The sequence below is a fragment of the Streptomyces sp. NPDC055239 genome, from assembly GCF_053606205.1.
In genome coordinates, this window is sequence record NZ_JBSGRD010000016.1 from 1 (window position 1) to 18493 (window position 18493).

General features: G+C 72.1%; 17 protein-coding genes. 13 read left to right on the top strand and 4 right to left on the bottom strand.

Features of this window, described 5'->3' with window-relative positions; all coding sequences use genetic code 11:
• The 8 genes from ACWFRJ_RS37400 to ACWFRJ_RS37435 form a co-directional block, all read left to right on the top strand.
• Window positions 1-390, top strand: a 390-nt coding sequence (locus ACWFRJ_RS37400) for a phosphopantetheine-binding protein (protein WP_453541602.1), incomplete at its 5' end; no start/stop codon positions are given.
• A gap of 87 nt (window positions 391-477) precedes the next feature.
• Window positions 478-1272 carry a 2OG-Fe dioxygenase family protein gene (locus ACWFRJ_RS37405; protein WP_453541605.1) on the top strand — a complete coding sequence of 265 codons (795 nt, stop codon included), beginning with the start codon at window positions 478-480 and terminating at the stop codon, window positions 1270-1272.
• Entirely contained in the window at window positions 1269-2387 is a 1119-nt protein-coding gene (locus ACWFRJ_RS37410; RefSeq protein WP_453541608.1) for a [LysW]-lysine hydrolase, read from the top strand. The genes ACWFRJ_RS37405 and ACWFRJ_RS37410 overlap by 4 nt, the downstream gene beginning before the upstream one ends.
• Window positions 2384-3379, top strand: a complete 996-nt coding sequence (lysX, locus tag ACWFRJ_RS37415) for a lysine biosynthesis protein LysX (protein ID WP_453541611.1) — start codon at window positions 2384-2386, stop codon at window positions 3377-3379. The genes ACWFRJ_RS37410 and lysX overlap by 4 nt, the downstream gene beginning before the upstream one ends.
• Window positions 3376-3849, top strand: coding sequence for a hypothetical protein (locus tag ACWFRJ_RS37420; RefSeq protein WP_453541614.1), 474 nt, complete (start codon window positions 3376-3378; stop codon window positions 3847-3849). Before lysX ends, ACWFRJ_RS37420 begins: the two co-directional genes overlap by 4 nt.
• A 5-nt stretch (window positions 3850-3854) precedes the next feature.
• Complete coding sequence (locus ACWFRJ_RS37425; RefSeq protein WP_453541617.1) at window positions 3855-5147, top strand: DegT/DnrJ/EryC1/StrS family aminotransferase; 1293 nt, start codon at window positions 3855-3857, stop codon at window positions 5145-5147.
• A gap of 1 nt (window position 5148) precedes the next feature.
• On the top strand, window positions 5149-6015 hold the full coding sequence (locus ACWFRJ_RS37430; protein WP_453541620.1) for a transketolase: 867 nt from the start codon (window positions 5149-5151) through the stop codon (window positions 6013-6015).
• Window positions 6012-7037 carry a transketolase family protein gene (locus tag ACWFRJ_RS37435; RefSeq protein WP_453541623.1) on the top strand — a complete coding sequence of 342 codons (1026 nt, stop codon included), beginning with the start codon at window positions 6012-6014 and terminating at the stop codon, window positions 7035-7037. The genes ACWFRJ_RS37430 and ACWFRJ_RS37435 overlap by 4 nt, the downstream gene beginning before the upstream one ends.
• Before the next feature lie 2 nt (window positions 7038-7039).
• Here ACWFRJ_RS37435 and ACWFRJ_RS37440 read toward each other — a convergent pair whose 3' ends face one another.
• A complete protein-coding gene (locus ACWFRJ_RS37440; protein WP_453541626.1) occupies window positions 7040-7921 on the bottom strand; it encodes a GNAT family N-acetyltransferase in 882 nt (293 codons plus the stop codon).
• A gap of 36 nt (window positions 7922-7957) precedes the next feature.
• Here ACWFRJ_RS37440 and ACWFRJ_RS37445 point away from each other — a divergent pair, with 36 nt between their 5' ends.
• From ACWFRJ_RS37445 to ACWFRJ_RS37460, 4 genes are all read left to right on the top strand, one after another.
• Window positions 7958-8587, top strand: a complete 630-nt coding sequence (locus ACWFRJ_RS37445) for a hypothetical protein (protein WP_453541629.1) — start codon at window positions 7958-7960, stop codon at window positions 8585-8587.
• Complete coding sequence (locus ACWFRJ_RS37450; RefSeq protein WP_453541632.1) at window positions 8584-9603, top strand: BtrH N-terminal domain-containing protein; 1020 nt, start codon at window positions 8584-8586, stop codon at window positions 9601-9603. Before ACWFRJ_RS37445 ends, ACWFRJ_RS37450 begins: the two co-directional genes overlap by 4 nt.
• Window positions 9604-9662: 59 nt before the next feature.
• Window positions 9663-10658, top strand: coding sequence for a TauD/TfdA family dioxygenase (locus ACWFRJ_RS37455; protein ID WP_453541635.1), 996 nt, complete (start codon window positions 9663-9665; stop codon window positions 10656-10658).
• Between the two features lie 185 nt (window positions 10659-10843).
• A complete protein-coding gene (locus tag ACWFRJ_RS37460) occupies window positions 10844-11953 on the top strand; it encodes a transaldolase family protein (RefSeq protein ID WP_453541638.1) in 1110 nt (369 codons plus the stop codon).
• A gap of 39 nt (window positions 11954-11992) precedes the next feature.
• Here ACWFRJ_RS37460 and pabB read toward each other — a convergent pair whose 3' ends face one another.
• Complete coding sequence (gene pabB / locus ACWFRJ_RS37465) at window positions 11993-14122, bottom strand: aminodeoxychorismate synthase component I (RefSeq protein WP_453541641.1); 2130 nt, start codon at window positions 14120-14122, stop codon at window positions 11993-11995.
• Between the two features lie 109 nt (window positions 14123-14231).
• On the bottom strand, window positions 14232-15014 hold the full coding sequence (locus ACWFRJ_RS37470; RefSeq protein WP_453541644.1) for a methyltransferase domain-containing protein: 783 nt from the start codon (window positions 15012-15014) through the stop codon (window positions 14232-14234).
• 340 nt (window positions 15015-15354) lie between these two features.
• Between ACWFRJ_RS37470 and ACWFRJ_RS37475 the strand changes: the two genes are divergently transcribed.
• Window positions 15355-17280 carry a helix-turn-helix domain-containing protein gene (locus ACWFRJ_RS37475; RefSeq protein ID WP_453541647.1) on the top strand — a complete coding sequence of 642 codons (1926 nt, stop codon included), beginning with the start codon at window positions 15355-15357 and terminating at the stop codon, window positions 17278-17280.
• Window positions 17281-17284: 4 nt separating this feature from the next.
• On the opposite strand, the gene ACWFRJ_RS37480 is transcribed toward ACWFRJ_RS37475, so the two are convergent.
• Window positions 17285-18442 carry an IS701 family transposase gene (locus tag ACWFRJ_RS37480; protein WP_453541650.1) on the bottom strand — a complete coding sequence of 386 codons (1158 nt, stop codon included), beginning with the start codon at window positions 18440-18442 and terminating at the stop codon, window positions 17285-17287.
• Between the last annotated feature and the right edge of the window lie 51 nt (window positions 18443-18493).

An 18493-nucleotide genomic window follows, 5' to 3' on the forward strand; every position in this document is an offset into this window, starting at 1 on the left:
CTCCCCCCAGCCATGATCCCCACCTACCTCACCCACCTCACCACCCTCCCCCAACACCCCAACGGCAAGACCAACACCACCCAACTCCCCCCACCAGAAGGCCTGGTGGAGCGGCGCGAGCGGGTGGCACCACGTACCGCCGACGAGTCCGCCCTCGTCGAGCTGTGGTCCGAGGTGCTCGGCGTGCGGGACATCGGGGTCGAGGACGACTTCTACGACGTGGGCGGGGACTCGCTGCGCGCGGTCCAGGTGTTCCAGCTGCTCTCGGACGCGGGCTCCCCGGTGCCGCTGTCCGTGCTGCTCGGCAACCACACCATCGAGCAACTCGCCGCGCGACTCAGCGAACCGGTCAGCGACGAACCGGCGCCCGAGGCGGCCCTCGCCGGCTGACGCCTCCCATGAACTTCCTGCCGCACCACCCGTGACCCCCGTACCGACACCGCCCGGCAGTCCGGGCGGGCGAATGGAGAGCTCCGTATGGCCACCGCACCCGTGATCACCAACCAGGCGATCGGCGCAGCAGCAAGCAGTGACACCGGGGCGGACCGCGCCCTGGCGACCGAACTCGCCGGATCGGAGCTCTTCATCGAGGGCTTCACCGTGCTGCGCGCCGCCCAGAACCCCGACCGGTTCGCCCCCGAGACCCTCTCCTCCTTCCAGGCCCTCTGGGACGACCTGGCACTCGACCAGAACCTCGGCGGCAGCACTTACCGCTACCGCCGCTACGGCCGGGTTCGTGCCGAAGTCACCGGTCCTGAACCGGAGTTCACGCCGCTCGCGCACTCCGTGTTCCAGCAGTCCGCCGAGCACATCCCGATCCACATGGGCCGGGCCCGCCTCTTCGAGCCCGTAGCCCAGGAGCACCTGTCGCACCCGGTGCTGCTGCGGCTGCTCGCCGACGGCCTGCGGCTCATCCGCAGCGGCGACGACCGCACGCACTGGGAGATCGGGCTGCACTTCGTGCGCACCATCGCCGGTGCCACTCCCGGACTGCCCACCCCCGAGGGCCGCCACCGCGACGGGCACGACTACATAGGCATGCACCTGCTCGGCCGACGCGGCTGCGTCGGCGGCGAGTCGATCGTCTACCGCGACGGGCGTCCCGACACCCGGCTCACACTGCTCGACCCGCTGGACGGGATGGTGGTCGTGGACGCGGCGATCATGCACGAGGTCACGCCGATCGCGGCGACCGACGGCGAGGGCGTGCGCGACATGCTCCTCGTGGACTACAACGCGATCGGCCCGGCCGCCGGGGAGTCCCGGCCGTGAACGCATCCCGTTCCGCCGCCACGGCACCGGCAGAACCCGACCCCGTACCTCTGCTGCTCGAACTCGTGGGCACGCCCTCCGTGTCGGGTGACGAGGAGACGGCCGCGCGGGCGCTGGTGCGCTGGTTCAAGTCGGCCGGCTTCACCGCGTACGTCGACGCTGCGGGCAACGCGGTCGGTGAGACCGGTGGAGCCGATGGTCCGGTGATCATGCTGCTCGGGCACATCGACACCGTGCCCGGCATCCTGCCCGTCGTCCGCGACGGGGATGTGCTGCACGGCCGGGGCGCCGTCGACGCCAAGGGCCCGCTGGCCGCGATGGCATGGGCCGCGGCCCGCGCCGCGAACGCCGGTACCGCCGCCCGGATCGTCGTGGTCGGGGCCGTGGAGGAGGAGCGGGAGTCCAAGGGGGCGCGCCATCTGATCGACCGGTACGCGCCCGACGCCCTGGTGATCGGCGAACCGAGCGGGGTCGACGGGGTGGTGCTCGGCTACAAGGGCATCCTGCGCCTTCGCTACGAGGTCGAGCGCCCTGCCGCCCACACCAGCAGCCCGGAGGAGAAGGCCACCGAGGTCGCCACCGGATTCTGGTCCCAACTCCGGGACAAGCTGGCCCTGTTCCACCCGGATGCCCCCTTCTTCGAGCAGGCGCTGCCCGCTCTGGTGGGGATGACCGGTGACATCGAGCGGGCCGTGCTCGACATCTCGTGCCGGGTGCCGCCCGGCTTCGACACCGACGGCCTCCTGGACTGGCTGACCGAGCGGGCCAGCGGCGGCCGGATCACCGTGGTGGAGCGGACCGACGCGGTCCGCTCGTCGCGCACCGACCCCGTGGCGCGGGCGCTGACCGCGGCCATCCGGGGGCGCGGCCGCAAGCCCGTCGCCAAGGTCAAGCTCGGCTCGTCCGACATGAACGTGGTGGCGCCGCACTGGGGTTGCCCGGTGGCGGCGTACGGGCCTGGCGACGCGAGTCTCGACCACACCGACCACGAGCACATCGACCTGCGCGACTACCGGCTCGCCATCGACGTACTGACCGACGCCCTCGGGCTCCTGACCGACGCGCTCGGCCGGGTCCCGGTGGGCGCGGGCGAGAAAGCGGGTGCATCCCAATGACCGATCCGACGACCGATCCGACGACCGATGCCACGACCGAAACGGCCACGCCCGGCGGCCCCTTCCTCGCCGACAGGGACCCGGCCGCGCCGATCGCCGTGCTCCACTCGCGCATCCGCGTCGAGGAGCGCCGTCTGCTCGACGAGTTCGACCGGCGCCGGGTGCGCTACGAACTGCTCGACACCCGTACGGCCGTGTTCCGCCCGGACCAGCCCCGGCTGCCCTACCGTGGCGCGCTGAGCCGGGAGATCTCGCACACCCGGAACGTGTACGCGACGCGGCTGCTCGAACACGCGGGCCTGACCGTCGTGAACAGCCATGACATCATCACCACGTGCGGCGACAAGCTGCTGACCACGCTGCGGCTGCTCGACTCGGGCATCCCCACTCCGCGCGTCCTGGTGGGTCTGACCCCGGACGCGGCCCTCGACGCCCTTGACGACTTCGGCTACCCGGTGGTCGCCAAGCCCCTCACCGGATCCTGGGGACGGCTCGGCGCACGGTTCAAGGAGCGCGAGACGGCCGAGGCGGTCCTTGAGCACAAGGCGGCCCTGACAGGGCCGCAGCACCAGATCACCTACATCCAGGACTACGTGGACAAGCCCGGCCGCGACATCCGCGCGTACGTCTTCGGGCGCGAGGTGGTCGGCGCGATCTACAAGTACTCCGACCACTGGCGCACCAACACCGCGCGCGGTGGACGCCCGGTCGTCTGCCCGGTCGGCCCTGACCTGGAGAAGCTCCTGGTCGCCACCGCCGAGGCGATGGGCGAGGGCGTGCTCGCGGTGGACCTCCTGGAGGGCCCTGACGGCGAGCTCTTCGTCAACGAGGTCAACCACACGCCCGAGTTCCACGGCGCGATCGACGTCCTGGGCACCGGCATGGTCGGCCGTTACGTCGACTACGTACTGGACCGTCTCGACGGGATCGACCGCATCGAACCCATCGACCGTCCCGGTCGCCCGCTCGACCCGACCCCCGCCGTCCGGTGACGGCCACGACCCGCAGCGACCTGGAGACCGTCCCCATGACGCCCCTGAACGCGCAGACCGCGACAGCGCCCGTGACCACGGCAGCGACCACGGCTGCGAAGGTCACCGTGATCCAGCTCGACGCGCCCGTGCCCTGCGACGGCCGCCTGCTCGCCGTGCCCGCCGGTCACTACGACTGGATCCGCCTCCTGGTGGCCGCCGACGACCCGGCCGAGGTCGACGAGGAGGTGTGGCTGCACTACCGCGAGGGCGCCGACCCCGAGTGGCTGCGCACCACAGGACCTGCCGGACCGGCCGCACCTGCCGCACCTGCCGACGGCGACCTGCGCACCGCGCGCGTCCCCGTGCCCCGGCGCTCGGAGCTCGTCGGACTGCGGCTGCCGAACAGGCCCGGACTCACCGTGCACTCCCTCGACGCCGTCGGCCCCGACCGCGCCGCCGGCCTCCCCGGCCTCCCGAACGGAGCATGACCACCATGACCAAGCTCGCCATGTTCGGCGGCACCCGCACGGTGACCGCCCAGGACGCCGACCCGGCACTGATCGGCTGGCCGGTGGTGACCGACGCGGAGCGCGAGGGCGCCCTGCGGGTCTTCGACAGCGGACAGTTCACGTCCAACAACACCGACGGAGAGGTCCAGCTCCTGGAGCGGGAGTGGGCCCGGTACGTGGGGACGGCGCACTGCGCCGCCGTCTCGAACGGCACCGCCGCCATCGAACTCGCCCTGGCCGCAGCGGGGATCGAGCCCGGCGCCGAGGTGCTCGTGCCCGCGTTCACCTTCATCGCCAGCGCGATCGGCCCCGTACAGCGCTCGCTGAAGCCGGTGTTCGTGGACATCGACCCGGTCACCTTCTGCATGGACCCGGCCGCCGCCGAAGCCGCGATCACGCCGCGCACCCGGGCCGTCATCGTGGTCCATCTGCACGGCCTGCCCGCCGACATGACCGCCTTCCGGGCCCTCGCCGACCGGCACGGGCTGCTCCTCGTCGAGGACGCGGCCCAGTCGCACGCGGCGACCTATCAGGGTGCCCGCACCGGCTCGCTCGGCGACATCGCCACCTTCAGCCTCAACGTGGTGAAGAACCTGCCGACGTGCGGCGAGGGCGGTCTCGTCACCACGGACTCGGCCGAGCTGCACCGCCAGGTCGAGCTGCGCCGCCAGTTCGGCGAGCAGCTCCAGGGCGCCAAGGAGCGCGACTACCGCTCGCGGCTCCTTGCGGGCAACGAGAAGCTGAGCGCCGTGCAGGCCTCCTTCGCCCGCGCCCAGCTGGACCGCCTCGACGAGTACCACGCGGCCCGCACCCGCAATGTGACGGCGTTCCTCGACCGGGTCGGCGCGCTTCCCGGCATCCTGACCCCGCACACCCCGGCCGACCGCACCCACGCCTGGCACATCCTGCGGCTGCGCTTCGACGTGACGGCGATGGGCCACGCCGGGGTCGAGCCCGGAGCGATGCGCGCGATGCTGCACCGCGCACTGCGCGCCGAGGGCGTACCCGTGCAGCCCTACCAGGTGGTTCCGCTGCCAGGTCAGCCCGCGTTCCGCGAACTCGGCCACCGGGCCGAGGACTTCCCGGTCACCTGCGAAGTCATCGAGGACTCGCTCACCCTGCAGCGCTGGCACCTCAACCCGTCGTCGGGTCCCGTGCTCCAGCGCATCGCGGACGCCTTCGAGAAGGTGTGGGGCCATCTGGACGTGCTCGGCACCGCCGCGGCGGGCCAGAACCACCGCCCCGCGTGGCGCACGCCGCAGAAGGCGGGCGTCTGACATGAGCGACGTACTCGTCACGCAAACCGCCCCGCCCACCACTACATCCCTGCCCACCGCCGAACTCGCCCAGCTGGTCCGTGAGCAGATCCTGGAGATGGGCACGAGCCCCGACGGCACCCACGTCGGCGGCAGCCTCTCGGCGGCGGACATCATGACGCTGCTCTACAACGAGGTCCTTCGGCTGCGCCCCGACGAGCCCGACTGGGCCGACCGGGACCGTTTCATCCTGAGCAAGGGGCACGCGAGCGCCGCCCTTTACGCCGTGCTCGCCGCCCGGGGCTTCCTGCCCACCGAGGAACTGGCGTCGTACGGGGTGACGGGCGGGCGCCTCGCCGGGCATCCGCTGCGCCGCCTGCCGGGCGTCGAGTTCCCCTCGGGTTCGCTCGGGCACGGTCTCTCGCTCGGCGTGGGCAGCGCGCTCGCCGCCCGCCGCCAGGGCCGCCCGAGCCGGGTGTTCGTCCTGATGGGAGACGGTGAGATCCAGGAGGGCTCGGTGTGGGAGGCCGCCATGTCGGCGGCGCATCTGCGGCTCGGCAACCTGACCGCGATCGTCGACCGCAACCGGCTCCAGATCACCGGCCACACCGAGGAACGGATGGGTCTCGAACCCCTCGCCGACAAGTGGCGGGCGTTCGGCTGGCACACGGTCGAGGCAGACGGCCACGACCTGGACGCGCTGCGCGCCGCGCTCACGGCGCCGCCCGCGCCGGACGACCGGCCGACGATGGTGATCGCCGAGACGGTCAAGGGCAAGGGCGTCCCGCTCTTCGAGGACAAGAAGAAGTCGCATTCGGTGAAGCTCAGCCCGAATCTGCACCGGCGTGCGCTCGCCGGTCTGCGGGCCCGATCGAGGAGGCAGCCGTGACCGTCGTCGACGACGTAGCGAAGACCGTACCCGTCGCGGAGAAGGCAGCGGACGAGACAGCCGCCTGGCGGCAGCGGTACGAGGCCGCGAGCCGGGACGTGTACCGGGCGACCCTGCTCGACCTCGCCAAGTCCGACCCGCGCATCTTCGTGGTGGACACCGACATGGGCGGGTTCGAGGACGGCTTCGAGGCCGAACTCCCGGATCAGTACGTCAATGTGGGCATCGCCGAGGCGAACCTGATGGGGGTCTCGGCGGGGCTCGCGGCCGACGGTCTGGTGCCGTTCGCCAACACCATCGCCTCGTTCGCGGCGACGCGCGCCTGCGAACAGGTGAAGGTCGACATCGCGGGCAACAACCTGCCGGTGCGCATCGTCGGCACGCACGGCGGCTTCTCGGCGGGCCACTACGGTCCGACCCACCACGCCCTTGAGGACGTGGCGATCCTGCGCACCCTGCCGAACCTGACGGTGGTCGTTCCGGCCGACGCCGCCGAGACCGAGTACGCGATCCGTGCGGTCGCCGACACCGACGCCTTCCCCGGCCCCGTCTACATCCGTCTCGGCCGCAAGGCGACGGGCCTGGTCCACGAGGGGCCGTACACGTTCCGCATCGGCCGGGCCGACGTGCTGCGCGGCGGCGACGACGTGACCGTGGTGGCGACCGGGCCGCTTCCGGTCTCCGAGGCGCTCGCCGCCGCGGATCTGCTCGCCGCGCGCGGCATCGGCGCGCGGGTCCTGAACATGCACACCGTCAAGCCGCTCGACGAGGCGGCGGTCCTCGCCGCGGCGCGCGAGACGGCGGGCCTCGTCACGGTCGAGGACCACGTCCTGGTCGGCGGGCTCGGCTCCGCGGTGAGCGAGCTGACCGCCGAGCGGCATCCGTGCCGGGTGCGCCGGATCGGGGTGCCTGACGGCTTCCACGACGAGGTGGGCAGCGAGCGTGAGTTGCTCGCGCTCGCCGGAGTGACCGCGGAGCGGATCGCCGCGGCCGCCGAGGAGGTGGTCCGCCACGCGCCCTAGTCCTAGGAACGCGCCGGGAGGTCCCTCGGAATGCTGCGGCACAGCGCGAGGACGGGATCGGCGAACGTACGGGGCATCAGGAAGGGCGCGACATCGGCCGGACCCCGGTCGAAGGTCAGCAGATCCCCGTACGCCGGGTCGGTCTCGGCCCGGTCGGCGTGAGCGGCGAGCAACTCCCGCCATTCGCACGCCTCTTGGCCCAGATCCGGCCAGGCGTCGCTGCCGAGGTGGTGGCCGCCACCGGCCCGGGTCCTGCGCGCGGCGAGTCCGGCGAACTCGTCCGGTCCTGTCACGGCGGTGAGCACGGCCGAGACGCGGCCGTCGCCGGTGGCGAACCAGTCCACCAGGGCGGTGCCCACGGCAAGGGTGCCGGTGGGGTGCGGATGGGCGGCGGGCTCGGGCGGTGTGTCGAGCGCCCGCTCCATCGTGACCTCGGACAGTGGCTTGTCGGGGTTGGGGAGGTAGCGGACGGTGCGGTAGCCGAGCCGGGCGTAGACCGGGGGGTTGCCGCGTTCCACGACCGCGTCGAGGACCACCCGGTCCGCGCCGGCCGCCGCCGCGTCCGACTCAAGGGCCCGCACCAGACGCCGGGCGAGCCCGGTGCCGAGGGCCGCGGGAGCCACGCCGAGCCGACGCACCTCCCAGGCATCCGCTCCCTTGGGCACCGCACGGATGCTGCCGAGCAGTCGTCCTTCGGCGTCCCTGGCGATCCAGAGGCCCGCGCCCGCCGCGAGGTCGGCGCTCACCACATCGGCGGACTCGGTCGCACCGTCCGGCGCGGGCAGACCGGGCAGCGGATCGGCGTCGGCGAACGAGGCCCGGGTGACCGCGGCCACCTGGCCGACGACATCCGGGGTAACCGCCGGGCCACCGCCGAATCCCATGAACGCAACGTCTATCGCACTGTCAAGGAGGTTCATATGGCGAACCTAATCGAGACCGCCCCGGCACGGGTGGACACCGACGTGTTCACCCCGGTCGACCTGGAAGGACTCTTCAACGGAATGGGTGTCTCGGCACCCAGGCGCTGGCCGACCACCGGCGGTTTCAACGTATGGGGAAACACCTTCCCGGCGGAGGGCCTGCCCGGTGAGGAAGGCGAGGCCGTCGTCGAGGGCGTCCCGTTCCGGCTGCCGGGCCGTGGCCCCGCCGTGGCAGGCGGCTCACTCGACAACCTGCGCTGCCGGGGCCAGTCGGTGACGCTCCCGAGCGCGGCCGAGCCGCAGTGGATCCATGTGCTCGCCGCCGCCGAGCGCCGCACCGAGGACGAGCTCGTCCTGCACTACGCGGACGGCGCGACCCGCCGCCAGTGGCTGCGCGTCTCGGACTTCTGGCCCGAGACCGACCAGCGGTTCGGCGAGCTCCTCGCCTTCCGTACCCGCTACCTGATGTATCCGCGCCATTCGCAGCACAACATGCGGCCGTCCGTCTGGTCGCAGCGCGTGCCGGTCACCGTGCCGGGCGCCGTGACGGCCGTCGAACTCCCCGACAACCCGGCCATGCACCTCTTCGCCATGACCCTGGAGACCCGAAGGACGGTAGAAGCATGAGGGTGGAGCTGTCCGACATCGCCCACTGGCGCCACGACCTGGGCCACTGCCTGCACACCACCATGGGCGGGCTCCTTCGCCACCACGGCCTGGATCCGCTCCAGGTGCTCGGCGCGCACTGGGGCTTCTTCCACCGGCCCGGCGACGTGCGGCGCGAGGAGTACTTCTTCCCGCTGCACCGCGACGGCCTCCTGGAGAGCATGGCCCCGCACCACCCGGTGTGGTCGCGCTGGCACTGGCCCGATGACGCCGCGTCCGGCTGGGGCGAGGTGCGGGCCGCGATCCTCGCGGGGGCGCCCGTCGCGGTCGCCGCCGACAACTTCCATCTGCCGTTCCGTCCCGCCTACCGCGATGTGCACACCAATCACCTGCTCACCGCGTACGGCTTCGACGACGAGCGTGACCTCGTACTGATCTGTGACTCGGTCCCGCCGCGCTTCCAAGGCGCCATCCCCATAGGCCAGTTCACCGACGCACGCGACTCGGCCAATCCGGTCCTGCACGACCGGGACCTGTTCTTCACCGACAACCCGGTGGCCAACCGCTGGCTCGAGGTCGGCGTGGAGGGCGAACTCCCGCCGCACGACCGTGACTTCGTACGCCAGGTACTCGCCGTCAATGAGGCGGGCTTCGGCAGCAGCCATCCGGGGCCCGAGCTGTCCGGGCTCGCGGGCCAGCGCAGGTACCTCGACGAGCTCGGCGACCGGCTCGCGGCGGGCGACGCCTCCGTGATCGACGAGACCTTCATCGTCACCGGCGCGGTCCTCGCGATGACCGGCGTGCACGGCGACTATCTCACCGCCACGGCCCGCGACTTCGAATCCCCCGCCCTCCTGGAGGCGGCACGCACCGTGGACCGCGTCGCCCACCACTGGAGCGCGCTGCGGATCGGGGTCGCCATGGCCCGCGAAGAACCGGCGGTCGCGGAGACCTCCGTACGCAACCGGGCCAAGCACCTCCTGACCGACCAGGAACTCGCACTCGACCGGCTGCACGCGGCGGCCCGATCACTGTGAACCCGACGCCGCCCACCCCCTCCCTCGCACCCCGACCGCCCGTGAACGGAAAGGCCCCCATGCCCGACACGACGATCCACACCCTGCCCGCGCACCTGCGGGAGGCGTTCACCGAAGAGGTGCACGCCCGGGTCGCGGCCGGCGCGCTCGGCGACACGGTGCTCGCCCGCGCCGAGTGGCAGCTGCCCGAGCCGCTCGCGACCGACCTGCGCGATTGGCTCGGCACGCCCCACCCGACGGACGGCTACCGGGTGGTGCGGGGCCTGTTCGACGGCTTCGCCGATCCTGGCCCCACCCCCGCCCACTGGTCGGCCACCGACCCCGACGACTCGGCGGCGCACGACGTGGCACTCGCCCTCGCCGCGCGTCTTCTCGGCCGGGTCTTCGGCTGGCGCGACCAGCAGGACGGCCGGATGGTGCACAACATCCTGCCGAGCCCCGGCTGCGAGGAGATGCAGGTCGGCGCGAGCAGCACGGTGCCGCTGGCCTGGCACAACGAGGACGGCTTCCATCCCGAGCGGGCCGATCTGCTGCTGCTGGCCTGCGTACGCAACCCGGACAACATAGGGACACGGCTTGCGGGCATCCGCCGGGCCCGGCTTGCCGCCCGGACCGTCGAGCAGCTGCGCCGCCCCGCTCTGGTCATCGAGCCCGACGACAGTTACGAGGACGAGGACGCCGTTCATCAGGAGCGGGTCCCCATGGCGACCGTCTGGGACGGCGACGACGGACTGTGCGTGCGCTACGACCCTTCCTACACACGCCCGTTGACCGACGACCCGCAGTTCGCCGCCGCGTACGACGAGCTGGGCGCCGCCTTCGAGGAGTGCGGGTTCATCGTGCCGCTGGAACCCGGTGACCTGCTCGTCGTGGACAACGACGCGGTGGTGCACGGCAGGGTCGCGTTCCGGGCCCGCTACGACGGCACCGACCGCTGGCTCAAGCGCGTTCTGGTGCGGGCCCCTCGGGTCCGCCCGGCCGGGGAGCTCCTGGAGCACGGCTATCAGCAGGAGCAGGTGCATCCGGAGCGTCAGCTGCTCTCGATGGAGGCGTGAGCCGCGACTTTGTCAGGTGCGGCGGTTTTTTGCCCTGCCAGTGACAAAGTCCGGTGCCGCGATTGGTCCTTGGGCACCCACCTGCCTACCGTCGGCTCAATGGCTCCGCACCATCGAACTCACGGAACGAGACACCCATGGGCAGCACGTCGTCCCGGCCCCGGGCCGATGCCGAGGAGACGAGGATGACGACCGACCCGCTCAGGCAACTGCGCGCGGAGGGACTGTCCTTGTGGCTCGACGGCGTCGACGGACGGCTGATCGAGAACGGCACCCTCGACCACGCGGTCGACGCCCTCGGTGTCACCGGCGTGACCTGCGCACCGGCCGGCGGCGACGGCGACCCGGGCGTTCTCGGATCCCGGCAGGACAGGACCGCCGTAGGTGAATCGGCCGCGTACGGGGCTGCTCCCGCCGAGGTCGCGCGCACGGTGGCGGCCCGAGGGGCGCGTGCGGTGTGCGCGGCGCTCCTGCCGGTGTGGTCGGCGAGCCGCGGCGCCGAGGGCATGGCCTGCGCTCCAGTGGGCCACACCCTCGACGCGCGGGCGGCGCTCGCCGAGGCGCGCTGGCTGCACTGGACGGTGGACCGGCCCAATCTGCTGGCCGGGCTGCCCGCCGACCCGGTGGGCATGGCCACGATGAGCGACTGTCTCGCCGAGGGCATCGGCGTCGCCGTGGGTCCTGTGTACAGCGCTGAGCAGTATCACCAGGTCCTCGACGCGTGGCTGCAAGGCCTCGAACGGGCCCATGCCGCGGGCCTGTCCCTGGCCGGTGTCCCGGCCGCGGTGCACATCCCGGTCAGCGCGATCGAGGAGGCGGCGCGACCGCTGCTCGCCGCACACACCGGACCCGCCGCGCAGGGCCTCGACCGCCGCATCGGCATCGCGGTGGCCCGGCTCGTGTTCAGCGCGTACGAACACGTCCTCGACACCCCGCGCTGGCACGACCTGGTCCGTGCGGGCGCCCGTCCGCACCGCCTCGTCTGGTCGGTGGACACGGATCAGGCCGCAAGGCTCGCGGGCGGCCTGATCGCCGAGGGCACGGCGCAGTCGCTGACCGCCGAGGGTCTGCGGCTGCTGTCCGGGTCGGTGGTCCCCATGGAGGGCGACACCCTGTCGGGCCGGACCGCCGCCGCCCACGCCGACCTCGAGCTCCTGTCGGACCTGGGCGTCGAGTGGCCCCGGCGGGTCCAGGAACTGGGGCAGGACGCCCCACGCCACCAGAACGACGCGTGGCACGCCTTGGTGGACGAGGTGGCACAGGCGATGGAACAGGCCGGTCGCCACCCCTGCTGAGCGACGCGGGGCGGCGACCGGAGTACGGACGAGAGGGGGTCAGCCCGCGACCGGGGTCAGCGCCCCCGCGCGGCCCGGGAAACCGGCGTCGGTGAGGCCGAGCAGCGGGGCCGACTTCACCGCGGTCTCCTCGAACTCGTCCGCCGGGTCGGACAGCGCGACGATCGCGCCGCCGATCCCGTACGCGGCCCGCCCCGGCGTAAGGACCAGGGTCCGGATCACCACGCTCAGGTCGGCGGCCCCGGAGAGGGAGAAGTAGCCGATGGCGCCCGCGTACACCCCGCGCGGGCCCGCTTCGAGGCGGTCGATGAGCTGCATGGTGCGCAGCTTCGGCGCCCCGGTCATCGAGCCGCCGGGGAATGAGGAACGTACGCAGTCGACAGCCGTGACCCCGGGCCTGAGCCGCGCCCGCACCGTGCTGACCAGCTGGTGCACGCTCGCGTAGGTCTCCACGCGGAAGATGTCGTCGGCCTCCACGGTCCCGATGTCGGCGCACCGCCCCAGGTCGTTGCGGACCAGGTCGACGATCATCAGGTTCTCCGAGCGGTCCTTCTCGCACGCCGCGAGTTCCCTGCGGATCGCCTCGTCCTCGACGGGATCCGCGCCGCGCGGCCGGGTGCCCTTGATGGGCCGCGACTCGGCGCACCCGTCGGCGCTGATCCGCAGGAAGCGTTCGGGCGACGTGCTGAGGACGGAGACGTCGCCGAAGCCGAGCAGCGCGCCGAACGGCGCCGGGTGGGAGCGCCGCATCGCCCGGTAGGTCTCCCACGGGTCGGGCGCACCGTCCGCCTCCGCCATGTTGGTGAGGCACACCTCGTACGTCTCACCGGCCGCGATCTCGTCCTGGCACTCCTCGATGAGCGCGAGGTAGCGGTCCCGGTCGTGGCGCAGGCGCAGTCCGGTGAGCGGTTCCTGGGGCGCCGGTACGGGCAGTGTGCGTCCCGCCAGTGTGCGCAGCCGTTCGGCGGTGTCGTCGAGCCAGGCGCGGGCGGCCCGTTCGTCGCCGTCCTCGGCGAGCGCGAGGAGGTAGCTCGTACCGGTGTGGTGGTCGAGCACCACGGCACGGTCGGCGAACACCATGACCGCGTCGGGCTGTTCGGCGCGGTGCGCCGCGTCGCCGCCGCACTGCGCCTTGAGTTCGTAGCCGAGGTAGCCGACCCAGCCGAGCGCGAACGCGAAGGGCAGGTCGGGGAGTTGGACGTCGGCGGCACGCAGGTCGCGGTCGATCCAGTCGAGGAAGTGCTCGGCGACGAGCTGCTCGGTCGGGCCGCCCGCCCCGGACACGGTGACCGTGCCGCTGGCGACGTCGGCGGTCGCGACCCGGGCGAGCGGTCCCGCGGCGTCGCCGAGGAAGGAGAACCGGCCGATGCCGTCGGAGCGGCTGCTGTCCAGCCAGAACGAGTGCGCCGAGCCGCGGAACAGGGCGTCGAAGGCCACCTCGTCGTCCCAGCGCGTGGTGAGGAAGTCGGTGAGCACCCGCAGCCGTCGACGGGGCGCCGCGGGGGCCGCGAGGGTCTCGGTGGTCTCGGGGGCTGCGGGGGTCCGTGCGGGAGACGGCGCCGTGCGACGCTTCCCGCTCCCGGCGCGGGCGTGGTGCTCGGTGACCAGTTCCTTGAAGCCGCGCAGCAGCTCGTGCCCGTACGTGGTGCGAATCGACTCGGGATGGAACTGCACGCCCCAGCGCGGCAGTTCGCGGTGTGCGATGCCCATCACCGTGCCGTCGTCGCTCCACGCGGTGGCCACGAGCTCGTCGGGCAGGTCGGTGACGGCCAGCGAGTGGTAGCGCACCACCTCGAACGGGGTGGGAAGACCCGCGAACAGGCCCGTTCCGTCGTGCCGCACCATCGACGTGCGGCCGTGCCGGGGCTCTGCCGCACGGACGACCCGCCCACCGTGTGCGCGGGCAAGACCCTGGTGTCCCAGGCAGATGCCGAGAACGGGCAGGTCGCCGTGGTCGAGGACGTCCTGGCAGAGACCGAAGTCCGCCCGCCGCTCGGGGGTTCCGGGGCCCGGCGAGAGCACCACCGCGTCGAAGCCGTCGAGCAGCTCCGGGCTCCATCGCGCCTCGTCGTTGCGCAGCACGACCGGTTCGACGCCGGTCACCTCCGCGATCTGGTGGAAGAGGTTGTAGGTGAACGAGTCGTAGTTGTCGACCAGAAGCGTGCGCACGGGGACCTCGCTGGAGGAAGGAGGAAGGGAGCGTCGGATGGTCGGATAGGTCCTGCGGGGCCGGACCGGCGAGAGCCTGACAGCCGGACCGGCGGGCCGCACGGAGCCCTCAGCGCACGGCCGGGACGATCTCCAGAAGCAGGTGCTCGACCATCAGCTCACCCTCGGGCACGAACTGCGAGCGCAGGGTGCGCAGTTCGCGTCCCTCCCTCGCCGCCATGGCGTACAGCTCGTCGAGGTCGCCGCGCGAGCTGAAGTGCAGCAGCGCCGAACCGCCCGGCGTGAGCCGCTCCCCGGCACCCGCGAGGAAGCGCCGGTGGGCTGCGTAGCCGGGGTCGACGTAGGCCGCGTCGTGCGCGGAACCGTAGGTGTGCCCGGCGGGCGCGAGGACGTAGTTGGAGCTCCAGAAGACCAGGTCGAAGCGCTCGGCGGGGTCGAGTCCTTCGAACATGTCGCTGTACACGGCCTCGACCCGGTCGGCCACGCCGTGCCGGGCGGCGTTGAGCCTGGCGTTCTCGACGGCGCGCGGGTTGATGTCCGACGCGACCACGCGGTCGCAGCCGGCCAGGGCTCCGGTCACCGCGATCATCCCGGTTCCGCAGCCGATCTCCAGGAGGGAGCCACTGCGGGGCGCGAGGACCTCCTCGGTCCAGCCGAGGAAGTCGAGGCCTATTCGGGTCGACGGCGAGTAGATGGGGGCGAAGACCTCGTCGAGCAGGTCCCAGGTGCGTCCGCGCAGTTCGAAGGTGTGCGGGCGGTCGGCACGGGTGCGTGACACGGCGCTGCGAGCCAACGAACGCTCGTAGTCCCGTACTTCGAATTCCGCGTTGACCGATTCCGCTTTGACCGATCCCGCGTTGACCGATTCGGCGACGATCTGCTTCTGCTGCATACCGGCTGTTCCCCCTTGGTGACCCTCGGCAGTGGCCCCGGTCGCCCTGGTGGGAGCGACCGGATGCCGAGGAGTCTTGTTCGGGGGCGGTCCGGCACGGAAGGTGACCGGTCAACACACCAGAGTGGCCACGGTGGTGCTGTGGCCACTGCTCCGCACCCCAAAGGCGCCCAATCAACAACAAAGGCCACTGGAGAGCGGGCGGCGGGATGCCGGGCATCCGGAGGGAGCAGATCCGTTAATGCACACGAAGAGTTAGCAATTGACCATGGACAGGTACTTCGCTTACATTCCGACCTGTCTCACCTAGCGAGCCACCCCTTGACCTGGAGGACGAGCCTTGACATTGGACTCTGTCCCCACGCAGGCCGCCGCTCTGGCCGTACTCGAACTCCTGGCCAAGGAAGCACCCGCATCCGCGTACGACGAACTCGCCGCGTCCACGCGTCGACTCGGCGCGTCGGAGGCCGAACTCGAAGAGCTGCGCGCGGCATTGGAACTGGGTCTTGCCGTACGGACCCAGCTCGGCCGGCGCCAGCAGCGCGAGGCCGGGCTCTCCGCGCTCGTCGACACCGCGCGCGACCTGACGCTCCCCTACGATCTCGACACCCTGCTCAAGGTGATCACCCGACGCGCGCGGCTGCTGCTCAACCTCGACATGGCCTACATCAGCTTCCACGACGACGAGGCGGGCGACAGCTACGTGCGCACCGCCGACGGGCACGCCACCGCGCTCACCGTCGGCTTCCGCGTGCCGCGCGAGGGGGGTCTCGGCAGCGCCGCGCGGCAGAACACCGCGCCGTTCTGGACCCACGACTACATGGCGGACGACCGCATCACCCACCACCCGGTGATCGACGACGTGGTCCGCGCAGAGGGTCTGCACGCCATCCTCGCCGTGCCGCTGCGCCACCGCGAGACGTCCTTCGGCGTGCTCTACTCCGCCGACCGCGACGTACGCCATTTCACCCCGGGCGAGATAGCCCTGATGTCCTCGCTCGGCGACCTCGCCACGGTGGCCATAGAGAAGGCCCGGGTGCTCAACCAGGCGCGCCTCGACATCGCGGACCTGGAGCAGTACGGCGCCCGTGCCAAGTCCGAACTGGCCGCCGCCCACCGCGTCAACGGCATCCACCGCCGCATGATCGACCTGCTCCTCGAAGGCTCCGGCCTCGGCGCGCTGACCGAACTGGCCGCGGAGTCGCTCGGCGGCACGGTCGCCGTCCTCGACCTCGGCAGCCGTACGCTCGCCGCCACCGGCGACCTGCCCGCGGCGGACCTCGCCCGGGTGGCGGGTGCCACCCTGGAGGCCCAGGTGGCCCAGGAGCCCATCCAGCTCACCGACACCGGTTGGCTCGCCCCGGTGACGGCCGGTACCGAACGTCTCGGCTCGCTGCTCCTGCACGCCACCGACGCACTCTCCCCCACCGACCTCGAACTGCTCCAGCTCACCGCGGGAACCACGGGCGTGCTGCTCCTGATGCAGCGCAACACGGCGGTGGCCGAGAGCCAGGTGCGCGACGAGTTCTTCGACGCGCTGCTCAGCCCCGCGCAGCGCCCGCTGCCCCAACTGCGCGACCGCGCCCGCAGTCTTGGCCTCGATCTGGAGCGCGCGTACACCGCCGTGGTCATCCGGCCCGAGGGCGGCTCGCAGGGCCGTGCCGTGGTCTGGGCTTCGTCGTACGCCCTGCGCTTCGGCGGCCTCTCGCGGGTGCGCGGCGGCTGCATCGTTCTGCTGCTGCCCTCCGAGGACCCCGGCGCCACAGCCCGGCAGATCTCCCGCGAACTCACTCCGCTGCTCGGCCACCCCGTCACGGTGGGCGCGGCGGGCCCGTCGACCCGTATCGAGGACATCGAGCCGACGTACGCGGAGGCGGTCCGCTGCCTCAACGCCCTGAGCGCGCTCGGCGGCAACGGATCGACCGCGTCCGCACGTGAGTTGGGCTTCCTCGGTCTGCTGCTCGGCGACCGCCACAGTGTGGGCGACTACATCACGCACGCCATCGGTCCGGTCATCGACTACGACACCCATCGCTTCACCAACCTCGTACAGACCTTGGAGGCGTACTTCCAGTCGGGCAGCAGCCCCACGTACGCCGCCGAATCCCTGCACGTGCACCCGAACACCGTCTCGCGCCGCCTGGAACGCATCACCGCGCTCCTGGGCGAGGACTGGCAGGATCCTTCCCGCGCCCTGGAGGTCCAGCTGGCCCTGCGCCTGCACCGCACCCGGGAGACGCTCGACCCGGAGGCGGGCGAGGGGTAGCACCCTAGGCCGAGCAGCGCCGGGTGGCCGCCGCATAGCCACCGGAGTGCTGGTCGGAGAGCGCGGCGGCCGCGTGGGCGGCGGAGGCGAGCGTGACGTGCCGGTGCCAGCCCTGGAACGAACGCCCCTCGAAGTCGCGCATGCCGACCCGGTCGGACTGGTCGGTGGCGCCGCGTTCGATACGGCGTGAGAGCTGGGCAAGGCGCAGCAGCAGGGCAGGCGGGGCGGTGGTGAGGTCGGTCAGCCAGTACCGCTCGGGCCGTCGCCGGGCATCCGTCCACTCGCCGACGAGCAGCAGCGGCCGACGGGGCTGCGTACGGCGGCGGGGCCCGGCCGCGGATTCGGGGAGCTCCACCCGGACCGCGGCGAGGAACCCGGTGCGTAGGGAACGGTCGGCCCGGTCCTCGTACCGCACCGGGCGTCGCAGTGCCCCGGCTGCGTCGATGACACGTCCGACGGTGCTCAACTCCGCTGCCGCACCGGGCAGTTGGGGATCAGTCACCTGAACCTGCGCACCCGCCCCGACCTCGAGAAGAAACGGCACACCGGCCGAAGCGAGCTGCGAAGGGACGGTGTCGGCACCGCCCGCGACGGCGTCCATGACGACCGGCAGCCGGGGAAGGGTGCGGGTCTCGGCGAGGTCGAGCACGGCGCGGGCCGCGCAGCCCGCGAGCGTGGTCTCGTCCGGCAGGTGCAGCGCCCAGCTGACCGGCACGCTCATGTCGTCCGACACGGCCCACATGCCGAAGGCCTGCTGCCCGCTGACCATGTGCCCCGACCCGGCGTCGAAGCGCCGCTCGACGCCGACCGAGTGCGCCCCCGACTTGGGGATGACCATGGGTTTGACCACCCAGGCCTGGAGGTTGAGCAGCCCGTCGAGCTGAGCCGCGAGATTGGCGCGCACCGGACGCCAGTCCCAGGTGGAGCACGAGATGAAGTGGTGCAGACTCTGCTCCCCCGCGGGCATCCCGGCGTGCGCGGCGATGTTGCGCATGGTCTTGCGCCCCCGGGCGGTGAGGAGCCCCCGTACGTACAGCTCGGCCTTGCGCCGCTGGTCGGCCCGCGGCAGCGGCTCGAACACCCCTTGGCACAGCGCGCTGACCGCGTCCCCGACCACCCGGCTGCTCTGCGGGCGCGTGAACTGTACGAGTTGCGGGCCCATAAGACTCGCCCTCCCCCTGAGTCGGTGGCGTCTGTGTCTCCATGAGCCTCC